The 24,088-nt window shown below is 64.1% G+C and carries 28 protein-coding genes and 2 pseudogenes; 10 read left to right on the plus strand and 20 right to left on the minus strand.

Features of this window, described 5'->3' with window-relative positions; all coding sequences use genetic code 11:
• Window positions 1-32: 32 nt before the first annotated feature.
• Window positions 33-476 carry an ArsR/SmtB family transcription factor gene (locus tag ACVW1C_RS23605; protein WP_456760453.1) on the minus strand — a complete coding sequence of 148 codons (444 nt, stop codon included), beginning with the start codon at window positions 474-476 and terminating at the stop codon, window positions 33-35.
• Window positions 477-713: 237 nt separating this feature from the next.
• Here ACVW1C_RS23605 and ACVW1C_RS23610 point away from each other — a divergent pair, with 237 nt between their 5' ends.
• Both ACVW1C_RS23610 and ACVW1C_RS23615 read left to right on the plus strand, forming a co-directional pair.
• Complete coding sequence (locus ACVW1C_RS23610; RefSeq protein WP_456760454.1) at window positions 714-1,235, plus strand: arsenate reductase (azurin) small subunit; 522 nt, start codon at window positions 714-716, stop codon at window positions 1,233-1,235.
• A gap of 13 nt (window positions 1,236-1,248) precedes the next feature.
• Window positions 1,249-3,768, plus strand: a complete 2,520-nt coding sequence (locus tag ACVW1C_RS23615) for an arsenate reductase (azurin) large subunit (RefSeq protein WP_456760455.1) — start codon at window positions 1,249-1,251, stop codon at window positions 3,766-3,768.
• Window positions 3,769-3,808: 40 nt separating this feature from the next.
• Here the strand turns inward: ACVW1C_RS23615 and arsH are convergent, their stop codons facing one another.
• The 5 genes from arsH to ACVW1C_RS23640 are packed head-to-tail and all read right to left on the minus strand — an operon-like array spanning window position 3,809 to window position 6,502.
• Window positions 3,809-4,528, minus strand: coding sequence for an arsenical resistance protein ArsH (gene arsH, locus ACVW1C_RS23620; RefSeq protein WP_456760456.1), 720 nt, complete (start codon window positions 4,526-4,528; stop codon window positions 3,809-3,811).
• The gene (arsC, locus tag ACVW1C_RS23625; protein ID WP_456760457.1) at window positions 4,521-4,922 is read right to left on the minus strand and encodes an arsenate reductase (glutaredoxin); all 402 of its coding nucleotides are present in this window, start codon (window positions 4,920-4,922) and stop codon (window positions 4,521-4,523) included. Before arsC ends, arsH begins: the two co-directional genes overlap by 8 nt.
• On the minus strand, window positions 4,919-5,620 hold the full coding sequence (locus ACVW1C_RS23630; protein WP_456760458.1) for an aquaporin: 702 nt from the start codon (window positions 5,618-5,620) through the stop codon (window positions 4,919-4,921). Before ACVW1C_RS23630 ends, arsC begins: the two co-directional genes overlap by 4 nt.
• Window positions 5,620-6,147, minus strand: coding sequence for an arsenate reductase ArsC (locus ACVW1C_RS23635; RefSeq protein ID WP_456760459.1), 528 nt, complete (start codon window positions 6,145-6,147; stop codon window positions 5,620-5,622). The genes ACVW1C_RS23630 and ACVW1C_RS23635 overlap by 1 nt, the downstream gene beginning before the upstream one ends.
• Window positions 6,140-6,502, minus strand: a complete 363-nt coding sequence (locus ACVW1C_RS23640) for an ArsR/SmtB family transcription factor (protein WP_456760460.1) — start codon at window positions 6,500-6,502, stop codon at window positions 6,140-6,142. Before ACVW1C_RS23640 ends, ACVW1C_RS23635 begins: the two co-directional genes overlap by 8 nt.
• A gap of 67 nt (window positions 6,503-6,569) precedes the next feature.
• Between ACVW1C_RS23640 and ACVW1C_RS23645 the strand changes: the two are divergent.
• Window positions 6,570-6,908, plus strand: a pseudogene (locus ACVW1C_RS23645) (FAD-dependent oxidoreductase); the annotation flags it as partial.
• Window positions 6,908-7,275: pseudogene (locus tag ACVW1C_RS23650) on the plus strand (MFS transporter); the annotation flags it as partial. The pseudogenes ACVW1C_RS23645 and ACVW1C_RS23650, both read left to right, overlap by 1 nt.
• Before the next feature lie 427 nt (window positions 7,276-7,702).
• Here the strand turns inward: ACVW1C_RS23650 and ACVW1C_RS23655 are convergent.
• Genes ACVW1C_RS23655 through ACVW1C_RS23700 form a run of 10 tightly spaced genes read right to left on the minus strand, consistent with a single transcriptional unit; the run spans window position 7,703 to window position 14,604 of the window.
• Window positions 7,703-8,584, minus strand: a complete 882-nt coding sequence (locus ACVW1C_RS23655; protein ID WP_456760461.1) for a F0F1 ATP synthase subunit gamma — start codon at window positions 8,582-8,584, stop codon at window positions 7,703-7,705.
• The gene (locus tag ACVW1C_RS23660) at window positions 8,581-10,122 is read right to left on the minus strand and encodes a F0F1 ATP synthase subunit alpha (protein ID WP_456760462.1); all 1,542 of its coding nucleotides are present in this window, start codon (window positions 10,120-10,122) and stop codon (window positions 8,581-8,583) included. Before ACVW1C_RS23660 ends, ACVW1C_RS23655 begins: the two co-directional genes overlap by 4 nt.
• Window positions 10,106-10,861 (minus strand): F0F1 ATP synthase subunit B family protein, encoded by a 756-nt coding sequence (locus ACVW1C_RS23665; protein WP_456760463.1) that lies wholly within the window; start codon window positions 10,859-10,861, stop codon window positions 10,106-10,108. Before ACVW1C_RS23665 ends, ACVW1C_RS23660 begins: the two co-directional genes overlap by 17 nt.
• Before the next feature lie 3 nt (window positions 10,862-10,864).
• Entirely contained in the window at window positions 10,865-11,107 is a 243-nt protein-coding gene (locus ACVW1C_RS23670; RefSeq protein WP_456760464.1) for a F0F1 ATP synthase subunit C, read from the minus strand.
• Window positions 11,108-11,115: 8 nt separating this feature from the next.
• Entirely contained in the window at window positions 11,116-11,787 is a 672-nt protein-coding gene (locus ACVW1C_RS23675; RefSeq protein ID WP_456760465.1) for a F0F1 ATP synthase subunit A, read from the minus strand.
• Window positions 11,787-12,074 carry an N-ATPase subunit AtpR gene (locus tag ACVW1C_RS23680; protein ID WP_456760466.1) on the minus strand — a complete coding sequence of 96 codons (288 nt, stop codon included), beginning with the start codon at window positions 12,072-12,074 and terminating at the stop codon, window positions 11,787-11,789. The genes ACVW1C_RS23675 and ACVW1C_RS23680 overlap by 1 nt, the downstream gene beginning before the upstream one ends.
• The gene (locus ACVW1C_RS23685) at window positions 12,071-12,355 is read right to left on the minus strand and encodes an AtpZ/AtpI family protein (RefSeq protein WP_456760467.1); all 285 of its coding nucleotides are present in this window, start codon (window positions 12,353-12,355) and stop codon (window positions 12,071-12,073) included. The genes ACVW1C_RS23680 and ACVW1C_RS23685 overlap by 4 nt, the downstream gene beginning before the upstream one ends.
• Window positions 12,352-12,804 carry a F0F1 ATP synthase subunit epsilon gene (locus ACVW1C_RS23690; protein WP_456760468.1) on the minus strand — a complete coding sequence of 151 codons (453 nt, stop codon included), beginning with the start codon at window positions 12,802-12,804 and terminating at the stop codon, window positions 12,352-12,354. The genes ACVW1C_RS23685 and ACVW1C_RS23690 overlap by 4 nt, the downstream gene beginning before the upstream one ends.
• A complete protein-coding gene (gene atpD / locus ACVW1C_RS23695; protein WP_456760469.1) occupies window positions 12,801-14,231 on the minus strand; it encodes a F0F1 ATP synthase subunit beta in 1,431 nt (476 codons plus the stop codon). The genes ACVW1C_RS23690 and atpD overlap by 4 nt, the downstream gene beginning before the upstream one ends.
• Window positions 14,212-14,604 carry an STAS/SEC14 domain-containing protein gene (locus ACVW1C_RS23700; RefSeq protein WP_456760470.1) on the minus strand — a complete coding sequence of 131 codons (393 nt, stop codon included), beginning with the start codon at window positions 14,602-14,604 and terminating at the stop codon, window positions 14,212-14,214. The genes atpD and ACVW1C_RS23700 overlap by 20 nt, the downstream gene beginning before the upstream one ends.
• Before the next feature lie 696 nt (window positions 14,605-15,300).
• Between ACVW1C_RS23700 and ACVW1C_RS23705 the strand changes: the two genes are divergently transcribed.
• Together ACVW1C_RS23705 and ACVW1C_RS23710 are read left to right on the plus strand one after the other, a co-directional pair.
• Window positions 15,301-15,510, plus strand: coding sequence for a DUF2945 domain-containing protein (locus ACVW1C_RS23705; protein ID WP_456760471.1), 210 nt, complete (start codon window positions 15,301-15,303; stop codon window positions 15,508-15,510).
• Window positions 15,503-16,066, plus strand: a complete 564-nt coding sequence (locus tag ACVW1C_RS23710; protein ID WP_456760472.1) for a DUF488 domain-containing protein — start codon at window positions 15,503-15,505, stop codon at window positions 16,064-16,066. Before ACVW1C_RS23705 ends, ACVW1C_RS23710 begins: the two co-directional genes overlap by 8 nt.
• Window positions 16,067-16,107: 41 nt before the next feature.
• On the opposite strand, the gene ACVW1C_RS23715 is transcribed toward ACVW1C_RS23710, so the two are convergent.
• On the minus strand, window positions 16,108-17,268 hold the full coding sequence (locus tag ACVW1C_RS23715) for a caspase family protein (protein ID WP_456760473.1): 1,161 nt from the start codon (window positions 17,266-17,268) through the stop codon (window positions 16,108-16,110).
• Window positions 17,269-17,352: 84 nt separating this feature from the next.
• Here ACVW1C_RS23715 and ACVW1C_RS23720 point away from each other — a divergent pair, with 84 nt between their 5' ends.
• Window positions 17,353-17,580, plus strand: a complete 228-nt coding sequence (locus ACVW1C_RS23720) for a hypothetical protein (RefSeq protein WP_456760474.1) — start codon at window positions 17,353-17,355, stop codon at window positions 17,578-17,580.
• 65 nt (window positions 17,581-17,645) lie between these two features.
• Entirely contained in the window at window positions 17,646-18,917 is a 1,272-nt protein-coding gene (locus tag ACVW1C_RS23725; protein ID WP_456760475.1) for a serine hydrolase domain-containing protein, read from the plus strand.
• A gap of 103 nt (window positions 18,918-19,020) precedes the next feature.
• On the opposite strand, the gene ACVW1C_RS23730 is transcribed toward ACVW1C_RS23725, so the two are convergent.
• Complete coding sequence (locus ACVW1C_RS23730; protein ID WP_456763299.1) at window positions 19,021-19,152, minus strand: hypothetical protein; 132 nt, start codon at window positions 19,150-19,152, stop codon at window positions 19,021-19,023.
• Between the two features lie 575 nt (window positions 19,153-19,727).
• On the opposite strand from ACVW1C_RS23730, the gene ACVW1C_RS23735 reads away from it, so the two are divergent.
• Window positions 19,728-21,029, plus strand: coding sequence for a PQQ-dependent sugar dehydrogenase (locus ACVW1C_RS23735; RefSeq protein ID WP_456760476.1), 1,302 nt, complete (start codon window positions 19,728-19,730; stop codon window positions 21,027-21,029).
• A gap of 11 nt (window positions 21,030-21,040) precedes the next feature.
• Here the strand turns inward: ACVW1C_RS23735 and ACVW1C_RS23740 are convergent, their stop codons facing one another.
• Together ACVW1C_RS23740 and ACVW1C_RS23745 are read right to left on the minus strand one after the other, a co-directional pair.
• On the minus strand, window positions 21,041-22,510 hold the full coding sequence (locus tag ACVW1C_RS23740; RefSeq protein ID WP_456760477.1) for a cytochrome-c peroxidase: 1,470 nt from the start codon (window positions 22,508-22,510) through the stop codon (window positions 21,041-21,043).
• A gap of 103 nt (window positions 22,511-22,613) precedes the next feature.
• Entirely contained in the window at window positions 22,614-22,898 is a 285-nt protein-coding gene (locus tag ACVW1C_RS23745; protein ID WP_456760478.1) for a hypothetical protein, read from the minus strand.
• Window positions 22,899-23,382: 484 nt separating this feature from the next.
• Here ACVW1C_RS23745 and ACVW1C_RS23750 point away from each other — a divergent pair, with 484 nt between their 5' ends.
• Window positions 23,383-23,742, plus strand: a complete 360-nt coding sequence (locus ACVW1C_RS23750; protein ID WP_456760479.1) for a hypothetical protein — start codon at window positions 23,383-23,385, stop codon at window positions 23,740-23,742.
• Window positions 23,743-24,088: the final 346 nt, after the last annotated feature.

Raw genomic sequence — 24,088 nt, forward strand, 5'->3', positions numbered from 1 at the left:
CCCAACAAAGTCCAAGACATCGGCCCCGCCGGTCAACTCTTGCGCTTGACGACCTTCTTCGCGCTTCGGGCCTTCGGGGCAGCTGCGCAACAGGCTGTTGCGTCAGCCGCGACCAGATTGCAGAGCTCGGGATGTCCGTCGCAACAGTCGTTCACCAGGAAGGCGATCAACGACCGCATGCCCTCGACGTTTGAGCGGTAGATGATGGTACGTCCCTCGCGCGTGCTCCGGAGCAGGCCCGCCCGGACAAGGATGGCCAGATGCGACGACAGTGTATTGTGCGGCGCACCGATGGTGTCGGCGATCACGCCAGCAGTGATGCCGACCGGCTCATGCTTGATGAGCAGCCTAAAGATCGCGAGGCGCGTGGGCTGAGCAAGTGCAGCAAGAGTGGAAATCGCATGGGGCTCAGACAGCTCTCCCTGGACGGGCCGGGCGCTGGCGTGGCTGGCAACGGCCAGCATCGATTTCCGCATTCCATGGTCTCCGCGTGCGTCGTCTAGGTGCGTCATCTTTACCCCGCGGAGCAGGTGACAAGCTAGCACGTTTCGACTATTGAATATGTCGAGACGTCTCGACACATCGTACTGCCTCGATGTGATGGGCGTGCGACGGAAAAATAACGAGCGCTCCGGCCCGGTAGGCGTACCGGTCCGATCTCGAGGAAATGGCCAAGCCAGTAGGCGTACTGGCGAACCCGAGGAGCTCTCACCATGTCGCGCTGCGATCGTATGGTCGACGTCGGCCGCCGTCGTTTCATGAGCGGGGCGGGTCTTGCCGCCGCCGGCGTTGCCGTTAGCTCAATTTCGCCATCCCCCACCAAAGCTGCGACAGCCGCCGCGAGAGTGGACTATCCCGTCAATCGTCTGGCCAACATCAAGGATCTCAAGCTCAACGAGCCGCTGAACGTCTCCTATCCAGACGCCAATGCTCCCGGCGTGCTTCTGAAGCTCGGCACGAAAGTGCAGGGCGGGGTCGGTGCCGAGGGCGATATTGTCGGCTTCACGACGATCTGCCCCCACAAGGGTTTCACCCTCAACTACACCGCGGCCGATCGGACAATGAACTGTCCCGGCCACTATTCGCGGTTCGACTGCGAGGCGGGTGGCCAGCAGGTCTGGGGCCAGGCTACCCAGAACCTCCCGCAATACGTGCTGCGCGTCGACGACAGGGGCGACATCTACGCCGAAGGCGTGGATGAGTTGCTCTACGGCCGCCTTTCCAACGTGCTCTAGGGGAGGAACGACCATGGCCTACAAGCGTCAAATCGACCGGCTCCCGATCATCCCCGCGGACGCCAAGGAATCCAACGTCACTTGCCACTATTGCATCGTCGGATGCGGCTACAAAGCGTACACTTGGTCAGCCAGTACACAGGGCGGTACGGCGCCAAATCAGAACAAGTTCGGTGTCGACCTGAGCAAGCAGCAGGGCGCGGAGACCGCAGCCTGGTATTCGCCTTCAATGTACAATATCGTTCGCCAGAACGGGCAGGATGTGCACATCGTCATCAAGCCCGACAAGGACTGCGTCGTGAATTCGGGCTTGGGCTCGATCCGCGGCGCGCGCATGGCGGAGATGAGCTACTCCCAGCAGCGCAATACGCAATTGCAGCGCCTCACAGATCCCATGGTCTGGCGCTACGGGCAGATGCAGCCGACAAGCTGGGACGATGCGCTCGACCTCGTCGCGCGCGTCACCGTCGCCGTCATGAACGACATGAGCGAAGACGGCGTGTTCGTCTCTGCATTCGACCATGGCGGCGCCGGCGGCGGCTACGAGAACACCTGGGGCACCGGCAAGCTCTACTTCGGCGCCATGAAGGTGAAGAATATCCGGATTCACAATCGGCCGGCGTACAACTCGGAGGTCCACGCCACCCGCGACATGGGCGTGGGAGAGCTCAACAACTGCTACGAAGATGCCGAGCTTGCCGACACGCTCGTTGCGGTCGGGACCAATGCCCTCGAGACCCAGACCAATTATTTCCTCAATCACTGGATCCCGAACCTGCGCGGCACCTCGCTCGACAAGAAGAAGGCCGAATTTGGCTCGGAACCGGTGGAGCGCGCGAAGGTCATCATCGTCGATCCGCGTCGGACGGTGACGGTCAACGCCTGCGAGGTCGAAGCCGGCAAAGACAACGTCATGCATCTGGCGATCAATTCCGGCACGGATCTCGCCTTGTTCAATGCGTGGATGACCTACATCGCGGAGAAGGGCTGGATCGACAAAGCCTTCATCGATGCTTCGACGACCAACTTCGACCAGATGAAGGCTGCCAACAAGATCAGCCTGGACGACGCAGCGAAGATCACGGGCTTGACCGCCGATCAAATTCGCAAATCCGCTGAGTGGATTGCGCAGCCCAAGGCAGGCAATGCTCGTCGTCGGGCCATGTTTGCGTATGAGAAGGGCCTGATCTGGGGCAACGACAACTACCGGACCAACGGCGCGCTGGTGAATGTCGCCCTTGCGACGGGAAACGTCGGTCGGCCTGGTGGAGGTTGCGTCCGCATGGGCGGGCACCAGGAAGGCTACTCTCGGCCGTCGGATGCGCATGTGGGACGGCCCGCTGCCTACGTCGACCAGCTCCTGATCGAAGGTAAGGGTGGTGTCCATCACATCTGGGGATGCGACCACTACAAGACCACGCTGAACGCATTCAAGTTCAAGCAGGCCTACAAGAAGCGTACCGACATGGTGAAGGACGCCATGATGTCGGCACCATACGGCGATCGTCCTGCGATGATCAGCGCGATCTCCGATGCGGTCAAGAAGGGCGGTCTGTTTGCGGTCGACGTCGACATCGTGCCAACCAAGATCGGCGAGGCGAGCCACGTTTGGCTGCCGGCGGCGACCTCGGGAGAGGCCAATCTCACCTCAATGAATGGCGAGCGACGCATGCGGCTCACCGAGAAGTATATGGACCCGCCCGGTCAGGCGATGCCCGATTGCCTGATCGCCGCGCGCATCGCCAATCACATGGAGCGGGTGCTGCGAGAACAGGGTAAGGCTGAGATTGCTGACCACTTCAAGGGCTTCGACTGGAGGACCGAAGAGGATGCCTTCATGGACGGCTATCATCAACATGAGAAGGGCGGCGAATTCGTTACCTATGCCCGGCTGCGGGCCATGGGGACGAACGGCTTCCAGGAGCCCGCCGTTGGGCTTGAGACCGGCGCAGCCGCCGCTGGCGCGGCGGCCGGCACAACGACGGGAGCAGCGGGGGCCGCAGAGCGAATCGTCGGCACCAAGCGGCTTTACGTCGACGGCAAGTTCAGCGGCAAGGACGGCAAGGCCAAGTTCATGGAGACGCAGTGGCGCGGCTTGCAGGCGCCCGGCAAAGAGGCCGAGATGAAGAAATTCCCGTTCCTCATCAACAACGGCCGCGCCAACGTCACCTGGCAGAGCTCCTATCTCGACCAGGACAACGAGTTCGTCACGGATCGGATGCCCTATCCCTACCTCCAGATGAACCCGCAGGACATGGACGAGCTGCGGCTCAAGCCCGGTGACCTGGTCGAGCTTTACAACGACAACGGCTCGACCCAGGCCATGGTCTATCCGACGCCGGACGCCAAAACGAAGCAAACGTTCATGCTCTTCGCCCAAGCGTCCGGCGTGCAGGGCAACGTGGTTTCGCCCGGGGTGAACGAATTCATCATCCCGAATTACAAGCAGACCTGGGCGAACATCCGGAAGCTCGCCGATGCGCCCGAAGGCGTGAAGCATCTCAGCTTCAAGTCGCTGGACTACAGGGCTTGAGGGCAGAACGGCCCCGACCGTGCGTCGGGGCCGCCCCGCTTTACAACGCTTTCTTCAAGGCGAGCTGCTCCTGCAGCTTGGCCGCCTCTTCCTTCCGTTCGCTGTATCGGTCGGTGAGATAGGCCGAGCAATCGCGCGTCAGCAGCGTGAACTTCATCAGTTCTTCCATCACGTCGACGATGCGGTCGTAGTAAGGTGATGGTTTCATGCGTCCCGCGTCGTCGAATTGCTCGTAGGCCTTCGCCACGGAAGACTGGTTTGGGATCGTGATCATGCGCATCCAGCGGCCGAGGATGCGAAGCTGGTTGACCGCGTTGAAGAATTGCGAGCCGCCGCTCACCTGCATGAGGGCAAGTGTCTTGCCCTGGGTCGGGCGCACCGCCCCGATCGCCAGCGGGATCCAGTCGATCTGGGCCTTCATGATGCCGGTGATGCTGCCGTGGCGCTCCGGACTGCTCCAGACCTGTCCTTCGGACCAGGCCGACAGTTCGCGCAGTTCGACGACCTTCGCGTGATCCGCCGGGGCATCGTCCGGCAGCGGCAAACCGGACGGGTTGAAGATCCGGCATTCCGCGCCGAACGCCTCCAACAGGCGGGCAGCTTCTTCGGCGGCAAAGCGGCTGAACGAGCGCTGACGCAGAGATCCGTACAACAGCAGGATCCGCGGTTTATGCGTGGACGGTACCGGCCTTAGTCCGGCGAGATCGGGAAGCGATACGGCGGACGAAGAGAGATTCGGCAGGTCGGGCAACTCAGGCATCAATCACTTCACCGTCTTCCTTCACGAACCGGCCGATTTTGCCATTGGGCAGAATCTCCAGCACGGCTTCGGACGGCCGGCAGAGTTTCACCCCTTTCGGCGTGACGACGATCGGGCGGTTGATCAGGATCGGATGCTTCACCATGAAGTCGAGCAGATCGTCGTCGGTCCACTTCGGATCGTCGAGTCCGAGCTCCTTGTAGGGAGTGCCTTTCTCGCGCAGCACGGCACGGACGGGGATTCCCATGGCCGCGATCAATTCCACCAGCTTCTCGCGGGTCGGCGGCGTCTTCAGATATTCGATGACGGTCGGTTCCACGCCGCTTTGGCGGATCATGGCGAGGGTGTTGCGGGACGTGCCGCAGTCGGGGTTGTGGTAGACCGTGACGGTCATCTTGGTGTCTCCGCGATCGGTACCGGGCCGCGCGCCTTCGGCCGCCCCAGCATCCAGTTCATCAGAAGCATGCTGGCGAAAGCACCGGCCAGCTCGGCGAGAATGAAGCCCGGCAGATCCACCGGGCGAATTCCGGAAAAGGTGTTCGTCAGCGAACGCGCGATCGCCACCGCCGGATTCGCGAACGAGGTCGAGGCGGTGAACCAGTACGCCGCCGTGATGTAGAGGCCGACGAGCCAGGGAACGGCTGCGCGCTGAAAGCGGATGCCGGCGAGGATGGTGGCCACCAGGCCGAAGGCGGCGACGGCTTCCGCGAACCATTGCGCGCCGCCCGTGCGGGCCTTCATCGAGAAGTCGATCAGGGGAAGGGCGAACATCAGGTGAGCCGCCATCGTGCCGGCGATACCGCCGGCGATCTGCGCGATGACGTAGAGCATGGCTTCCTGAGGCGGCAGCTCGCGCTTGCCGGTGAACACCAGCGTGACGGCCGGATTGAAGTGCGCGCCGGAGATCGGTCCCAGAACGGTGATCAGCACGACGAGGATCGCGCCCGTCGGGAGCGTGTTGCAGAGCAGAGCCAGCGCGACGTCCTTGGTCAGCGTCTCGGCCATGATGCCGGATCCGACGACCGTGGCGACGAGAACGCCTGTGCCGAGCGCTTCGGCTGCCAGGCGCCGCGAAAGGTCGAACGTGTCCATCAGCCGGCCTTTGGCGTTGGACGTGTCGCACCCTCGGAGCGACCGATCTCGCGCAGCTTGGTGCCGAGCGAGAGTTTGTCGATGCTCCTCAGCGGCAGGCTCACGAAGGTATCAATCCGATTCCTCAGGTAGCGAAAAGCGGTGATGAACGCCGCCTGTTTTTCCAGCTCCGTGCCTTCAGCCGCGGCGGGATCCTCGATGCCCCAGTGCGCGGTCATCGGCTGACCCGGCCAGACGGGGCAGGCCTCACCGGCGGCATTGTCGCAAACGGTGAAGACGAAATCCATCACCGGCGCATCGGGAGCGGCGAATTCCAACCAGCTTTTCGAGTGCATCGCGTCAATGGGATAATCCATGCTCTCGAGTGTGCGCAGCGCCAGCGGGTGTATCGCGCCTCTTGGCGTGCTACCGGCGGAGAAGGCCTGGAAGCGTCCGGCTCCGTCCTTCCGAAGGATTGACTCGGCGAGGATCGAGCGCGCCGAGTTGCCGGTACACAGGAACAGAACGTTGTACGGGTGATCAGGCACGGCTTCGCTCCTTTCGCTTTGGAGGGCAGCAAGATTGCAGACTCTCGACGACCGGCTGGCAAACTTCCGGCCGCCCGCCGCAGCAATCCCGAAGCAGGAAAACCGCGACATCTCGGAATTCGGTGAGGTGGGCGCGGTAGACGATCGAGCGGCTGCGCCGTTCGGATGTCACCAGGCGCGCGCGGGTCAGGATCGATAGATGGGCCGAGAGCGTGTTGGGCGGGACTTCCAACAGGCGGGCGAGGTCGCCGGCCGCAAGGCCGTCAGGTTCGTGCCGGACCAGTGTCCGGAAGGCCTCCAGACGGGTCGGTTGAGACAGGGCGGCGAGCGCCAGGACGGCTTCTTCGGTTTCCATATATCCAGACTTATGGAATTATTTCGCGAGCGTCAATCCGAAATTCCTGGGAACCTGCCCGACAATCGGCATCGGGCGTCCGCACGGCGCGCGCGAGCTGGTTCAGGACGACCCCGGCTTCTACCTCGCGGGCATCAAATCATACGGGCGGGCGCCGACATTCCTGATGATCACCGGCTACGAACAGGTCCGCTCGATTGCCGCCGACATCGCTGGCGACGCGGAAGCCGCTGCGCGGGTGGAGCTCGAATTGCCGGAGACCGGCATTTACACCCGCGGCGGCATCGAGGGCCTCGCCGCCGCACCCGGATGCTGCGGCGGCCCCGCTCCTGTAGGCGTGGAAGCCTGCTGCGCCGAGGACGCCTCGGCCAAGATGGCCGGCAAGTCCGGCTGCTGTTGCTCCTGATGAATCGGGGGCGACTGAAGGTTGTCGCGGCGCTGGGCACCGCCCAGACGCTCGCATGGGGATCGAGCTACTACCTGCCCGCGATCCTCGCCGATCCGATCGCGCGCGATCTCGGGATATCAAGAAACTGGTTCTTCGCGCGTTCTCGGCGTCGCTGGTGGTCTCCGGACTGCTTGGTCCGCGCGTCGGGCGCCAGATCGACCGCGTCGGCGGACGGCACGTGCTCTGCGCCTCGAACGTCGTTCTTGCCGCGGGCCTCGCGCTCCTCGGCGCATCGATGTCGGTCTGGACGATGTCGATGGCCTGGTTGCTGCTCGGCATCGGCATGGGTCTCGGTCTCTACGACGCCGCATTCGGCACGCTGGGCTGCACGCAACAAGCCTCGGAATTTGTTGCTCAACCAGCCGCAAGAACCGGGTGTTGCGAACCTCACGATCACCGATTCTCGCGATATCAGCGCAAGAGACCCGGAAGGGTCGCCTTTTTTCGGGTGTGGCGCACCTATCGCCGTGCCACGCGCTCACGCCACCATACTAAGGGCAAACAGCGGTTCGTCGTGTCGGTGGTTGCGTATGTTTCCCTCCCTGGGCACCAAACTGAGCTTTTCCACGCTGGAGTTATTGTCGCGCTGCAACGGGCGCCGCGAGGTCGCCCCGCCGACAAGAGCGGCCTCCGCGCCGACATTTGTGGACTCGGCCCGCTCTTCGGACAAGCACGGCCACCTGTTTTGGACATGCAGGCAGGGTGCCGTGGGCGCGCTGCGTGTGGCAGGCGTTCGATATGGCAGGCTAATGTTAGAGCGCTGTCGACCGGCAAATGACGCGTCTCGAGCCAACCTGCATCGCTTCTGTGCCGGTCATCAAATCGAGCAGCTCCGCGGTGATCTCGGTCTGACGCGCCTGACGCGCGTTCCCTTGCAATCCCGCGAGCTTGTTGCTGACATTGTCGTGTGCCGACTCCATGGCGGCAAAGCGGGCGGCGTTCTCGCTCGCGATGGACTCGACGGCAGCCTCGGTCAGCAGCGCAAATATGTATTCGGCCATCAGCTTTTCGAGCAGAGGGCGCGGCGGCAGATTGTGGAGGGGGACTTGACGCGCGGGCTTGGCAACCAGCGTCGCCGTGTCGAGTGGAAGCAGTAGACGACGCTCGATCGTCGATGCGGCGCCCTGACTATAACGGCCGAACATGATGTCCACCCGTGCTATCTCACCTCGCGCGATGCGAGCGTAAATCTCGCCCGTCAGACGGTTGACCGCATCGGGTGCTCCCGCCGGACGGGTCGCCATGGGTCTGGTCCAGGCCACTTTGCGGCCACGCTCGAACGCGAGCGCCGCCCCGCGGCTCCCCAGCACGAAGAGCAGATCGGAGGGTTCGAGGGTCCCCTCGGCCGCCTCAAGCATCCTCTCATTGAAGCCGCCGACGAAACCATGCTCGGCGGTGCACACAATGAGGGCGCGGCGACACTGCTCCTGATCAGTCTCTGTGACGGGCTGCGGCATGAGCAGAAGCGCGCTGCCAACCCCGGCCGCCATCGAATTGGCGTAGCTTCGAATACCGGGCAGAGCATGCTGCGCCTCTTGCACTCGCATGCCGGCCAGCGAACGCATTGCGCCAACAATGTCGAGCAACTCGTCCATGCTTGCGATATGGCTCTGGATTTCCGAAAGGTGCGTCATCGCGCTCTCTCCTGGGAAATCTTCCCGCCGACCGATTGGACCAGAGCGATCAGGCTCTCCCTGAGCCGCGCGCGTACGGCGTCGGGGAGCGGCTTGGCTTCGTCGCCGAGCGTCCGGATCTCGGGACAGTGTTCCCCAAGCCAGGGGGCCAGGCCGGCACGAAACGCGTCGATGCGATCCAGTGGCACGGGATCCAGCACGCCGTCGGCGACGGCGCACAGCAGTGCCACCTGTTCGCCCAGCGACTGCGGCGCGAACTGCCGCTGACCTAGAACGGCGCGAATGCGCCGTCCATGCTCGATGACCTTGCGGGTGCGCTCGTCCACCATGGTCCCGAAGCGCGTAAACACTTCGAGCTCCAGAAATTGTGCATATTCGAGCCGCAGACTTTCCGAGAGGGCTTTCAAGACGGGTGCCTGCGTCTTGCCGCCGACACGCGAGACGCTCTTGCCGACATCGACCGCCGGCTTTTGATCTTCGTAAAACAGGCGCGGATCGAGATAGATCTGCCCGTCGGTGATGGAGATCAGATTGGTGGGGATGTAGGCGCTGATATTGCCGGCTTGCGTCTCGGCGATAGGCAGCGCGGTCAACGAGCCGCCGCCGCGCTCCGGCCCCAGCTTCGCCGCCCGCTCCAGTAGCCGCGAATGGATGTAAAAAATATCGCCAGGATAGGCTTCGCGGCCCGGTGGTCGGCGCAACAGCAGCGAGACCTGCCGGTAACAGGCGGCGTGCTTGGTCAGATCGTCGAGGATGACCAGGACGTCGCGTCCGCGCATCATGAAATATTCCGCCATGGTGAAGGCCGAATAGGGCGTGAGCCACTGCAGTCCGGGCGAAGCGTCGGCTTCGCCGACGACGAAAATGCATCGCTCCGATGCACCATACTGGCGCACGGCGTCGATAACGCGGGCGACAGACGATGCCTTCTGTCCAATGGCCGCATAGACGCAGATCACATCGCTGGATCTCTGGTTGATGATCGTATCGACCGCAATGGCGGTCTTGCCCGTCTCGCGGTCGCCGATAACGAGCTCGCGCTGCCCGCGGCCGAGCGGAATCATCGCATCGACGACGAGCAGCCCGGTGGCAAGCGGCTTGGTTACCAGCGCGCGATCAACGATGACGGGTGCCGCTTGCTCCACTGGCGCGAGTTGCGCGCCCTCAATCGCGCCCTTTCCGTCAAGCGGCGTCCCAAGCGCGTCGACGACGCGGCCAAGCAGCGTTTGGCCCACCTGAACGCGGGCCACCTCTCCGGTGCCACGGACAACGCTGCCGGCCGGAATGCCGGCGGTGTCTCCCAGCAGGATGCAGCCGATGGCATCATCCCCGAGATCGACCGCAAGGCCACGCACGCCGCCTTCGAAGACGAGCAATTCGTCCAGTCGTGCTTGCGGGAGCCCTGCGACCATCGCGACGCCATCACCGACTTGAAGGACGCGGCCGATATGTTCGAGATGGGGGGGCAGCGGCAGCCCCGCCAGTTTTTGGCGGCTCGTTTGTGCCCATCCTTTCAGCTCCTCAGCGAGGCTGGCCATGGGCACCTGCCTCCATGCGCGCAGCCGTTAGTGCGCTCTGCCATGAAAACCGCAAGATCGCGGTCGGAAAATGTAATTCTGCGCCCGCGATCAGGGCGGGGTCGACCGCAAACGTCATAGCGCTGGAGACGCCAAGGGACCGGCGCAACCGCGCATTCCAGTGATCGGCCGTCGCCGCGGGCAGAGCGCAGGCAGTGACGATCGCCAGCGGTTTGCCGTTGGCAAGCTGGTGCACCAAAGCCTCGCGTTCGGCTTGCGGCATTGCCTTCAGATGCTGCTCGATCCTCTCGATCCAGGCTTCTGCGCGATATTGCATAGGCACCTCCGCGAGGAGCCTCTGGGCGAAGTCGGAACCAAGATCGAGCGCGACCCGTCGCGCTTCATCAAGCGCGCCCTCGCGCTCGGATGCCAAAGTCTTGCGCGTCGAATCCATGAGGGCCTCGATGTCGCGCTCGGCTTGCGCCCGGCGCGCCTCGGCCATCTCCTGCGCCTGGGCTGCGGCGGCCTTGAGCGCGGCTTCGCGTTCGGCCGCGATGCCGGCGCGCTCGGCCTCGACCGCTGCCAGCTCCGCTTTCGCTTTCGCTTCGGCATCCTTGGCGACGTCGAACTGCCCGTGGATCTCTGCTTTTCGCGCGTCGATCATCGTCAGCACCGGCTTGTACAGAAACCGGTGCAGCAGCCAGACCAGGATGCCGAAGTTGATGGTCTGGAGACCTATGGTCCACCAGTCGAGGTGCATCGCTTACCCGGCGTATGGATTGGCGAACAGCAGCAGCAGCGCGACGACAAGGCAGTAGATCGCCATGGTCTCGATCATCGCGAGGCCGACAAAGAGCGTGCGCGATATCGTACCGGCCGCTTCGGGCTGGCGCGCGATGGCGTCCATCGCCGACGCCACCGATCGGCCCTCTGCCAGCGCCGGGCCGATCGAACCGATCGAGACGGCAATGACCGCGCCGATGATCGAAATGAGCTTGGGATCCATTGAACCTCCTATCCCTTCGCGACGCTGCCGACGGCAGCGCCAATGAAGACGGTCGCAAGTACGGTGAAGATGTAGGCCTGTACGATGCCCACGAGAATTTCCAGTGCCATGAGCGGAATCGGGACGAAGAGACCGGCCAGGGCCACGACGAGGCCGATGACGAACTCGCCGCTCATGACGTTGCCGAACAGACGCACCATCAGCGACAAGGTGCGCGTGATCTCCGAGAGAATGTTGAGTGGCAGCATGATCAGCTTGGGTTCGGCGAAGCTGGCGAGATAGCCGCGTAGACCCCGCGCGCGTACCCCGAAGTAATGCACCGAGAAAAAGACAATCAACGCCAGGGCCGCCGGTGTCTCGATCTTGCTGGTTGGCGCCTCGACGCCGGGGAGTACACCGGAGAGATTGGCGACCACCAGGAAGATAAATAATGTACCCACCAAGGGTAGGAACGGCCGCGCATCCTTGCCAATGACATCCTCGATCTGGCCGGCAATGCCGATAACGATGCCCTCAAGCACCGCCTGCCGCCCGTCGGGCAGGATTGCCAGACGGCGCGTGACCAACCGGCAGACGAGAGCCAGCGCAGCCATGATGATCCACGTCGTCACCACCGGACGCGTGATCGCCACCGGACCAATATGAAAAAGCAGCGTGCTGGTGAGAGGCGAGGATTGCATCAGCCGACCTTCCTTTCTGCGCGCAGCGCCAGCGCGCGCGCCACCAGGAACCCGGCGAAGCCGCTGAGCAACGGCGCTGCTCCGAATTTCGCCGCGATGAGCAGGAAGCCGACTGCAGCGCCGACGCGTCCAAGCGTCAAGGCCAGCGGACCAAACCAGCTATTGCTGCCGACAAGCAGCGTCACGCTGCGCTTGAGAGCCGCAAAATACGCCAGCCCAAACGTCAGGCCCGCAAATGCCGTCAACAGCGTGAGTTCGGGATGAGTGATCAAACTGGTGCGGGTCATGCGCTGTGCATCCTCTTCCACGCAAATGTGCAGCCCACTGCCAGGCCCGCCACGAGCAGGCCGAGGGTCCAGAAGATCCCGCTGTGGAAGGTCCGGTCGAGCCAGCGACCGGCGAAGATGCCGAGCAGCGTCGGAACCACGATGGTCCAGCCCAGCGCTCCGACCATGGCGAGGTTCTGGCCCAGCGACCGTTCGCCCTCGCGCCGCCAGCGCTCGCGGCGTTCCTGCCGTCTTCTGACCGCATGTCCCAGCCGCTCGTGATTTTCGGGCCGCATAGTCATGACTCCAGCCCCTCTTGCGACACCGGGCGGGTCAACCGCGGCACGGGGACGGGACGGTCGGGTCGTAGGAAGCGGTAAATCTGCCGGATCGCTGCGAGATAGAGGCGCTGCGCATCGGTGCGCGCCGTAACTTCCTCTTCGCTGCGTCGCTGAAAGCTTGCGAGCACTTCGGATTCGAGGCGGTGCAGATCATCGTCGGCGACGGCTTCACGGGTCGCAATGGTGATCCTGTTCCCGCCGTTCACCGCGAGCATGCCGCCACGCACCGCGATGTGATGCTCGCCGCCGCCCTCATCGCGCCAGCTCAGAACCGAGATCGCCAACGCCGTCAGAAAATCCGCATGCCCGCGCAGAATGCCGAAGGCGCCGGTGTCATCCTCTGCGCGCACATGCACGACATTATCGGCTGTTGTGATGATCGCCAGCGGCGTGGTGACAGTGAGTTTCATGACGTCGCCTTGGCGCTGGCACGCTCCCGCTCCCGCGCTTCCTCGAGTCCGCCGATCATATAAAGCGAGCTCTCCCCCCAATTGTCGGCCTCACCGTCGAGAATGGCGCGGCATCCGGCCAGTGTGTCGGCAATCTCGACCGTTCGGCCTTCCTTGCCGGTAAAGGCGACGGTGACCATGAAGGGCTGCGTCAAGAACCGCATCAGGCGCCGTGCCCGCTTGACGGCCTGACGATCGACGGCGCTGAGCTCCTCGATCCCGAGGAGCGCAATGATCTCCTGAAGATCGCGGTAGTGCGCGATGGTCCGGCGCACATCCTGCGCGATCCGGTAATGCGCCTCGCCGACGAGGCGGGGATCTAGCAGAGCCGAGGTCGAGGCGAGCGGATCGACGGCGGGATACATGGCTTCGCTGGCCATCTCGCGCGAAAGCACGATCGATGAATCGAGATGGCTGAAGATTTCGGCGACGGCCGGGTCGGTGAAATCATCCGCCGGCACATAGACAGCCTGAATCGAGGTGATCGCCGCACCGGCAACCGAGGCGATGCGTTCTTCCAGTTCGGCGATTTCGCTAGCGAGCGTCGGCTGATAGCCGACGCGCGACGGCAGACGCCCAAGCAGGCCCGAGACCTCGCCGCCCGCCTGTACTAGCCGGTAGACGTTATCGATCAGCAGCAGCACATTCTCGTGTTTTTCATCGCGGAAGTGCTCGGCGATGGTCAATGCCGTAAGCCCAGCGCGCCAGCGCGCGCCCGGAGGTTCGTTCATCTGGCCGAACACGAGAGCGGTGCGCGCCAGCACGCCCGACTCCCTAAGTTCGAGCAGAAGCTCGTGCCCTTCGCGCGAGCGCTCGCCGATGCCGGCAAACACGGAGATTCCGGAGTGGCGTTCGACGGTCGTACGGATCAATTCCATGATCAGCACGGTCTTGCCGACGCCGGCGCCGCCGAACATAGCCGCCTTGCCGCCCTTGACGAGCGGGGCGAGCAAATCGATGACCTTGATCCCGGTGTGGAAGATTTGCTGAGACGCGCCGAGCCGCTCCAGTGCAGGAGCGGATGCATGAATGGGACGAAAAACTGTACCTGGGGGCAGCTCCGGTCCGCGGTCTACTAGCTCACCGACGGCGTTCAGCAGACGCCCGAGCACTGCACCGCCAACCGGGACCCGGATGGGTGCGCCCAAGGCGCGCGCGGACGCGCCGCGGGCGAGCCCGGCCGTATTGCCCAGCACGACGGCCCGGATTGTCACGAGATCAAGATGCTGTTGAACCTCCGCTATGAGGGGCGTCGGTTCATCGCGATCGATCGCGATGCCCTCGTTAATGTCCGGTAACGCCCCTTCGGGAAACCGGACATCGACGACGGAGCCATGGATCGCGGTCAGGTGTCCCGAGGGCTCCGTATCAAGCGATGCGTCCGCCATTACTCACTTGCTCCACGCGGATAATCCAGTCCTTGGCAGCGGCCAGCTCGGCGAGTTTGAACAACCGGATTTGGCTGGGGAAGAACGGGCGAAACATTGTGATCGCGGCACGGAGCCAGGCGCTATCCGTCACGACAGCGATCCGCTTGAACTGATGCCAGTGCTTGAAGCCGAATGCCGCATCATCCCACAAGGCTTCGAGTTCGTAGCCGGTGAAATTTGGCCCGGCGACATAAAGCATCCTGATCGGTCCCTGGACAATCTTCGCCTCGACGGCCGGAATCAGAACCTCCCGATAATCCCCGTGGGTTACTTTCCCGGCAGCTTCGATGCCCAGCACGTCCGGTGGCAGACCTTCGATCAAGTTGAGCATGATAAGCCCCCCGCTCAGATTGCGGGCCCTGTTTCCATGGTCATGCAGAATTTCACGCCAAGCCTAAAGGGCGTTGACGGAAGTCAAGTGCTTGCGCTTTCGGAGGGGCCATGGCGTCTCCCCCTTCGAACGCGCCACAAACTGGTCTTAGCGCCAGTTTTCCGAAGGTGACGGTTGGACTTGTTCAGGCAACGAGTCTTGGAGCTCGCTGTTCCGCCAATCACAAGAATCGGGTGTGTGAGCCCCCGCAACCAACGATTCTTGCGATATCGCGCAGGTGATCCGAGAGGGTCGCCGTTCGTTTTTTTGGCGGCCATTTCGTAAGATCGGGCGCAGCCAGGAGGTCGGACAAGCAGCGGCTTCGGCAGGCTACAAAAAGGTGCTTCCCAGCGGGCCAGGCTGCCCGCCAATAACGAAAGCTCCCGCAATTGTGCATTTCGCGATGCAGCAAAGCTCCGCCACTCCCAAGCGCTCACGCTACCATACTAAGGACAAACAGCGGTTCGTCGTGTCGGTGGTTGCGTATGTTTCCCTCCCTGGGCATCATTCAGCTCGCAGCAATTCTGACCAGCCCGACAGCGGATACGATCCGGAACGCAAGGCAGGAACCTGGCCGGCTGCCAACCCGTTTGCAGCAGCGGACATTCTGATTCCGGCGTTGCAATTTGGCACCCTGCGCCTGAAGGAGGTTGCGAGATGGCCAGACGATTCAAGGTCGGCGATCACGTCAGGTGGAATTCCGAGGCCGGCCGCGTCTCGGGCACCATCATCGCGGTTCACACCAGCGATTTCGACTACAAGGGGCACATGCACCGCGCCTCGGAGGCCGATCCGCAGTACGAAATCAAGAGCGACAAGACCGATCACGTCGCGGCGCACAAGGGCAGCGCCCTCCATCATGCCTAGCACAGGCGCGGCGCTGCCGTTCTTCACGATCGGTCATTCCAACCGCGGCCTCGAGGACTTCATCGTCCTCCTCGCGACGGCGAGGATCGACCGTGTCGTCGACATCAGAACGGTGCCGCGGTCGCGGACCAATCCGCAGTTCAACAAGGACACGCTCCCCGATCCGCTGGCCGCCGCCGGCATCTCGTACGAACATCTGGCCGATCTCGGCGGGCTGCGCGGCAAAGCGCGAAGCGTGCCGCCTTCGGTCAACGGATTCTGGAGCAACGAGAGCTTCCACAACTACGCCGACTACGCGCTGTCGCCGCAATTCCAGAAGAGCCTGCAGCATTTGCGCGACGAGGGTCACCGGCTGCGTTGCGCGGTCATGTGCTCGGAAGCCGTGTGGTGGCGCTGCCACCGCCGCATCGTCGCCGACTATCTCATTGCGTCCGGCGAGACCGTCGTCCACCTCATGGGGGAGGGGCGCCAGGAGCCCGCCCGCCTCACTGAAGGCGCCGTCGTGCAGGGCGATGGTACAGTGGTGTATCCGGCGACGGGTCAACTGGACTTATAGGCCTGCGAAGCCCGCGGCTGCACCCTTGCATCGCGCAGCCTTTACTCCACGCTGCGTTTCCAATAGCCGGTGCCGAGCTTGCCGGTGATCACCGCGATGCTGTCGTGGATTTCGTAGGAGCCGGCATCACTATAATTCCTCAGTCCCCTCAGCGCATGCAGCGTCCAGCGGCCGTTGGCAAAGGTGACGGTGCCTTCATGCGATTGCGCCGAGCGGAAGGGCTCGGCGCGAAATTTGTAGGTGCCGTCGGCCATGATCTGCCAGATCCAGCGCGATTGGCCGCGGCTGCCCGCCACCATGATTTCCCAGGTGCCCACCAGCGCGGGATCGATCGCGCCGGCTGACGTCGCCGGTGGTGCCGACAGGGTGGGAGCCGCGGCCGCCGGCGTCGCGTTCGCCTGTTTCGGCGCCGTTGTGTCGGCCGGCGGCGCTGCCAGGTAGATCGCCTTGCGCGACAGCGAGCCGTAGACGAAGGGCTGCTGCTCGTTGCGCGTCGCCTCCATCACGTCGTCGCGGACGTTGCGGAACATGAAGGTGACCTCGACGCCCGGCGCCTCGATGTTGCGCAACAGCGCCGCGGCGAACGGGCTGTTGCGGCCGTTGCCGTCGAGCGCCGTGGTGCCGTCGCGCGCGGCATAGGCGACCAGCACGTTGCCGACCGGCTCGATGCGGCCGAGCCCGCTACTCGCGGTGGCGCGGGTGGCGAGCGAGCGGCTCATCTTCGCCGCGAACGGATTGTTGCGGCAGGCATCGAGGATGACGAGGCCGAGACTTCCGGTGCTGGAGACCTGCAGCATCACGCTCTGCAGGCTGATCGCTTCATTGGCCGCATCCGTGTCGCGCTTCAGCTCGGCATCGACCGGGATCAGCCAATTGTCGCCGTTGATCTCCATGCCGTGGCCGGCGAAGTACACCGCGGCCATGTCGGCGCCGGCGGCATTGCGTCCGAACGCGATCAGGCCGCGCCGCATCTCGTCGAAGCTTCCGTTGGTGATCAGGGTGACGGCGAAGCCGAGGCGCTTCAGCGCCGCGGCGATATCGCCGGCATCATTCGGCGGATTGGACAGCGCCGGCACGCTTCTGTAGGCGCCGTTGCCGATCACCAGCGCCACACGCCTGCCGTCGGCGGCGGCCGGCGGCGCGGCAAGGCCCGCGAGCGCTGCGGCGAGGGCCAGTCCCGAGACAAACGCGCGGCGGTTCATGCTGGACCCGGTCGGTGGTGACGGGCCCACGGTAGCGCAGCCGGCGCAAGGCGGCCACGGAAATGACGGTCCGATCAGGCCGCGATGCTCGCATCCTATCATGCCATGAAGGCATCGCATCCGAACGTCGTCTTCGGCGGTCGGCTCGGCTCTTACAAGTATCTCGACATGCACCAGGCGATCGGCGCCGCACTAAAGACGTCCGAGCGCGAGGTCGAGCCATTCTTTGCTGCAGGAGACTTCGCTGGTGGAGACATGCGCCTCGGCGACACCGCCGCGCGTCGCCACGCCTTGTCGCCTTTGCCGGCGTGATCTAAGCCTGCCGGAGCGGGCAGCGAAATTCATCACAATCGCCCGCAGTCCCCGGTGAGGAAACAATGAGAAAGATCGCCATTGCCGCGGCTGCCGCCGCCACATGTCTTGCCGTCAACATCGCCCACGCCGCGCCGCCGCTGGCGGAAGCTTCGGCGCATCAGGCCGGTTTCTCGGATCAGGGGCTGGCGCGGCTCGACGACTTCTTCGCGCGCGAGATCGCGGCCAAGCGCGTGCCCGGCGCCGTGGTGGCGATCGCACGCGACGGCAAGCTCGTGCACTACAAAGCCTACGGCCAGCTCGATCCGGTCAAGGGCACGCCGATGCCGATCGATGCGGTGTTCGCGCTGGCCTCGATGACCAAGCCGATGGCGGCGGTCGCGGGGTTGACGCTGATGGAGCAGGGCCGGTTGCCGCTGCAGGCGAAGGTCGCCGAGTTCTATCCGGCGTTTGCCGACATGAAGGTGGGCGTACAGCAGGCCGACGGGTCGCTGACGATGGAGCCGCAGGCCCGGCCGATCTTCATCCATGATCTGTATCGCCACACCTCGGGCCTGATGTATGGCGGCCGGCCCGACAGCTCGAGCGCGCTGGCGCGGCTCTATCCCGACGGCACGGCGCCGGCGGTCGAAGGCAACACGGCGGCCTTCATCGACCGCATCACCAAGCTGCCCCTGGTGCATCAGCCCGGCACCGAGTTCGAGTACGGCTTCTCGATCGACGTGCTCGGCGCCGTCGTCGAGAAGGTTTCCGGCCAGCGGCTCGGTGACTATCTTTCGGCCAATGTCTGGAAGCCGCTCGGCATGAAGGAAGCGACGTTCCACCCGACCGACGCACAGCGCGCCCGTCTGGCGCGTCCGTTCCCCAACGATCCGCTCACCGGCAAGCCGCAAGCCATCAAGCTGCTCGACGCGCCGACCAAATTCGACTGCGGCGGCGCCTGCTCGTTCGCGACCGTCGGCGACTATGTCCGGTTCGGACAGATGCTGCTCAATGGCGGCGAGCTCGACGGCAAGCGCGTCCTTAGCCCAAATACGGTGCGCCTGATGACGTCGAACCATCTCGGGCCCGAGATCAAGAATAACGTCGCCGCGGTCGAGCCGCATCGCGGCGGCTTCGGCTTCGGGCTGGCGGTCGCGGTGCGGACGAGCGAGGGGCTGTCGTCGGTGCCGGGCAATCCCGGCGAGTTCACCTGGAACGGCGCCTACGGCACGCAGTTCTTCTGCGATCCGAAGGAGCGCCTCGTCGTGGTGGTCGGAACCGCAGCGCCCGGCGAGCTGCGCAAATATTATCGCGAGAACGTGCAGGACATCGTCTACGGCGCGATGGTGAAGTGATCGTCCTCCAAGTTTCTGGAGAGTCGTTCACAGATGTCGGTTCGCCGAAATAGCAAAATGCCCGTCGCTCAATCCGAGCGACGGGCCTTCAAATTTGCGTGGGCTACCACTGCTGGGAGACGCCGGTCAGCGTGCCGTTGTTGTTCCCTTCCGGACCAACGTCGCCCTGTGTCGAGCTGGGCGCCGGATGGTTGCTGCCGTTCATCGCGCCATACCAACCGGGTTCATTGTACATGACCTGCGGCTGATAGGTCTCGTAGCGCGGGCCGCCGTAGTATCGTGGGCCGGGGTTCCCTTAAGGATAGTAGCCCTGCGCGAACGCACCGGCCGTCGTTGCGATCAGCGACGCCGCGGCCAGAGCCAGGATCTTGGTGTTCCGTTGCATTCATACACTCCTTGCTGGTGTCGCGACCAACGACCGCCGCGGACCGGCGTTCCTGATCCGCCATGCAGCGGACGAAGGTGAATTTGCACGGAGGTGGGATCAGGATTGAGCCTTGCGCTGTGGGATTGGCGCGCCGGCTCTGCCCGGTCGCATGCACTCGCTGGATCGCTATGCTTTTCTAGCTATAACGGTCCAAGCAGGCTGCGCCCGAGCCGGGCGGTTCGCAAAAGGGAGCCCGCCGACCGGGCGGGCAAGGTCTCAGGGAGGAAAACGCTCTGACAAGGGAGCGTACAGTCAGTCTCGCCGATTCGAGGGCGGCTGCGAAGATCGTATAATTACTGTCATCCGGGCCGGCATTATGCGAATGCTCGTGCGGGCCGCAGGCGGAAATGCGTGGCAACACGGCGCAATTACAGGGGAAGTTCATGAGCACGTCTGGAGTTTTCGCCCGCGTCGTCGCGGCGATCGGGGCCTGTGCCGTGGCATGGCGGCGGATGCAGGGCGCCGAGCCCGTGCCGGCGTGGGGCAGTGCGCCGCAAATCCCGGCGGCGAAGTCACAGGGCGCAATCCCGACGCTGAAGATGCCGACCGCACGGGGGTGGGACAAGGGCCAGCTTCCGACCGCTGCGCCAGGGCTCAAGGTTAACGCCTTTGCAACCGGGCTCGATCATCCGCGCTGGATCAACGTGCTGCCGAATGGCGATGTCCTGATCGCGGAGGCGACGCAAATCGCCGGCACGCCGCGCAGCGTCTTCCACTATGCGATGCAGGCGACGATGCGCCGCGCCGCAGCCCTCGGCGTCAGCGCCAACCGCATCACGCTGCTGCGCGACCGCGATGGCGACGGCGTTGCCGAAAGCCGCGGTGCCTTCATGGAAGGATTGCGCCAGCCGTTCGGCATGGCGCTGATCGGCGACACCTTCTATGTCGGCAACACCGACGGCGTGGTCGCGTTTCCCTACACCGCGGGCGCAGACCGCATCACGGCGGAAGGGCGCAAGCTCGTCACCTTCAAGCCCGACGGACACTGGACGCGCAGCCTGCTGCCGAGCGCCGACGGCAAGAAACTTTATGCCGGCGTCGGCTCGCTCAGCAACATCGCCGAGAACGGCATGAAGGTCGAGGAAGGCCGTGCCGCGATCTATGAGCTCGATCTCGTCGCCGGCACCAGCCGCATCTTCGCCGGCGGCCTGCGCAACCCGGTCGGGCTCGCATGGGAGCCGACCACCAATGTGCTGTGGACCGTCGTCAATGAGCGCGACGGCATCGGCGACGAGACGCCGCCGGACTATCTGACCTCGGTACGCGACGGCGGCTTCTATGGCTGGCCCTATTGCTACTGGGGCAAGACGGTGGACGATCGCGTGCCGCAGGATCCGGCGATGGTCGCCAAGGCGATCCAGCCGGATTACGCGCTCGGCGGCCACACCGCCTCGCTCGGCCTGTGCTGGATGCCCGCCGGCACGCTGCCGGGTTTCCCCGACGGCATGGCGATCGGCCAGCACGGTTCGTGGAATCGCTCGACGTTGTCGGGCTACAAGGTGGTGTTCGTGCCGTTCGCGAACGGCCGACCCTCGGGACCGGCGCGCGACATCCTGTCCGGCTTCCTCGCGCCCGACGAGAAGGTGTCGTACGGCCGCCCGGTCGGTGTCGCGCTCGGACCCGACGGCTCGCTGCTGGTGGCCGACGATGTCGGCAACGTGATCTGGCGCGTCACGGGAGCGTAGTGGCAAGCGAGCTAGTTCTTCGGCGGCGTGTACCCGTCCGTCAGCGCTTGCATGAACGCGACCAGCGCATTTTCCTCCTGGTCGGTGAGGCCGAGATGGCCGGTCTTGCTGGTGTTCATGTTGTCGGGGGACTCCGGCGCAGGCCAGCAGCCGGTGCCTTCGCGTGGATCATGCACGGCGCAACGCGGCAGCACGTCGCGCGTGTTGTAGAAGCGGACGATCTCTTTCAGTCTCTTGAAGTAGCCGTTATGGCCGTAGGCCTTGACGAAATCGGGCGACGGCCGCTTGTCGACATTGCGCAGCGTGGGTACCTGGAATCGGCCGCGGGTCTGCGGCGCCAGCGGCTTCCAGCGCGCGTCGACTGCGGAGGGCTGACTGAGCGGATGACCGTTCGCCAGGAAGGCGCCGACCCCGCCATCGACGAACGCAGCGCCATCCTTGCTCGCGACATAGCCGCGATCATCAGGCGTGTTTTCCGCGTAATATGGCAGCTCCGGGTTCGCCGGCGTCCCGATATTGCTGGCGGTGAAGTCGGTAAACAGCGGATCTTCTCCGGGTCCGCCGTCGCGATGACATTCGTTGCACCGGCCCTTGCCGCGAAAGACCTCGTATCCCTGCTGCTCCAGCGAAGTGAAGGTGGCTTTTCCAGCCTGTACGGCATCGTATTTCGAGGAAAACGCCGTGACCTCGTGCGAGGCCTCGTAGCCCGCGATCGACTGCGCCATCTGATCGAAGGTGGTCGCAGCGCGGCCGCGATCCACATTGCCGAGATGCACCGGGAGCGGATCGACGGCGGTTGGAGGTCCCGGCGTGCTGCAGACAGTCTCAACGTCGGCAGGCCAGTCGATGGCGAACGCCTGTGCGCCCCAAACGGCCTCGAACAAGCTGCGATAGGGGCGCTGCGAGACGCGATACACCGCGCAGGCGATATCGGGCAGGCCCAGCTCGACCGGATTGGTCGGCGGTCCTTCGGCCTGCTCGGCGGCGGGATTGCCGAGGCGCCGTCCGGTCGCGCGCATGTCCCAGAAATTGCCGCCGACCAGATCACCCTGGCCTTCGTTGTAGTGCAGGACCGGCGCCAGCGGGCGTAGGTGTGGGTCTGTGGCTTGCGTTCGCTGAAGCGGGTGCGGACCGAGCCGGGATAAGAGCCCGTGGTCCGGTTGATCTCCGAGATCGGTCAGTGAATCCGGTCTCCGGCGTATGGCAGAAGGCCAGGCTTCGTTGCGATTCACCGACAGCTGCTTGTCGAAGAGCAGCAACTTGCCGAGCAGCTCGATCTGCTGCACCTGGTTGTCGGGAACGGCTGTCAGACGAGTCAACGTATCGCCTTCGATCCGGTCGATCTCCGCCTCCACGCGGGCGATCTCGGCCAGCGTTGCCGGTGACAGCGGGCCCGCGCCGTCTCGCGCGAGCAGCAGCGGAATCGCCGTGCATGTCGCCGCGACGGCAACGGCGATCCCGGCCAGAACCCGAAAGCTCATCTCGTCCCCCTAAGAGGTCTTCGCGATGCAACCCGCCCGCGTTGGCGGCGCAGGGCCGGCAGCCTACAAGTCGAGTCTGCGGCACTCAACGGGCCTCGATGGGTCACTCGTGGTCTGACCGGGTCAGGACGTATCTGCCGCGCACCTTCGCGAAGGTCTGGTGAAGGCATCCGGACGCGGTGCAGAGCCTTGGCTGGTCGCCGCATTGCAGGGCTGAATAGTCGAGGTGGATGACGGTGGCATTATTGTCGAAGGTCGCGAAATAGTGACCGGCTTCGGGGCCTGCGCTGCATTTTGCGAGGACCGCATGTTGAATCTCGGCAGGGAGTCGTTCGATCCGCTCGGTGCTCCAGACCGGGTCGACGGGGGCAACCGCCGTTGCGTTCACGGCGACGGCGCCTCCAGCGAGGAGTGCGCCAATCAACAATGCTGGTAATGCTCTCATGGGACTCCTTTCGAGGCCTGATTTGCGCATCGCGCGGACGCGCGTTCATCCGGGGAGTTAGTTTGATGAGCCGCCGGGGATAAGTTGGCCAAATCCGGATGGTCCTTTCGGTCTGGCGGAACAATGCCGAGCCGCCTGGTGTCAGACCCTCCTCGGCAGGCCGGAGACCCGGTCGATGACATGCGGAGGAATTCGATGAATGCTTTCAGCGCCGGCCGCGTCAGGCCGAAAGGGTAACGGCTCCTGACGGATCGCGCGCCTGACGGGAACCCAAAAACCTCTCCAGGCCGGATCGCTCGGAAGCGCCTAAAACCGGAATGAAATCCATAGCGGTTTTCAACCATGCCCCTTGAGCCTTCCTCAACTTCCCAGGCTGATGCTTTGCCCGCCGCACAGGACGGACCAGGGATCGACAAGGAGCTTGAGCATGCCGGCCAAGGCACGAACGATCGGACGAGCGACTGCGAGCAACGCCACCGCGCAATCGCGCGAGGATATCCTGAACGCGCGGGCCATCAGCACGCTGGGCGCCGGCGTCGTCAACGCGATGAGTGCGGTCGGCGCCGCCGTCATCAAGAAGTACAAGCCGGCGCTCGGCAAGAGCCCGGATTGGTTCTGGCACGTGTTCGCGAAATGCGAGGCCAAGGCCGCGCGGGTCGCCGAGCAGGCCGCGCGCGATCCGGAGGCCTGTGGCGATGCCACCTTCATCGAGATCTATGCCGCGCAATTGCCGAAGCTGATGGCATCCGCGCTCGAGAGCCACGACAAGGCGCTCAAGGCGAAGTGAGGTCGCGTCAAGTGGAGGCTGGCAACGGCGATCGTGCCGTTGTCGTTCCCCCGATCTCTCTCTGCCGCGTCGCTGCGCAGAGCTGCCATGCGCTTGAAACCATAACCCGCTGCCGTTCGTAACCAACGGGTGGCAGAAGTCCGCGCCCCCGGGCTTCCGGATTATTCAATCCAAGGCGGTTGATGGTGAAGCACCTTGTTTCCGATGAAGAGAAGTGTGACGCGTGTAACGGGACCGGCTTTCCAGCGGTGAAGCAGCCGGGCGAGCCGGGACGGAGGATTTATCCCGAGCCCTGCAAGAAATGCGGCGGCAAGGGGCGGATCAGGAAGGCGACCTGGGGGAAATA

Source organism: Bradyrhizobium sp. USDA 4011, assembly GCF_054063415.1.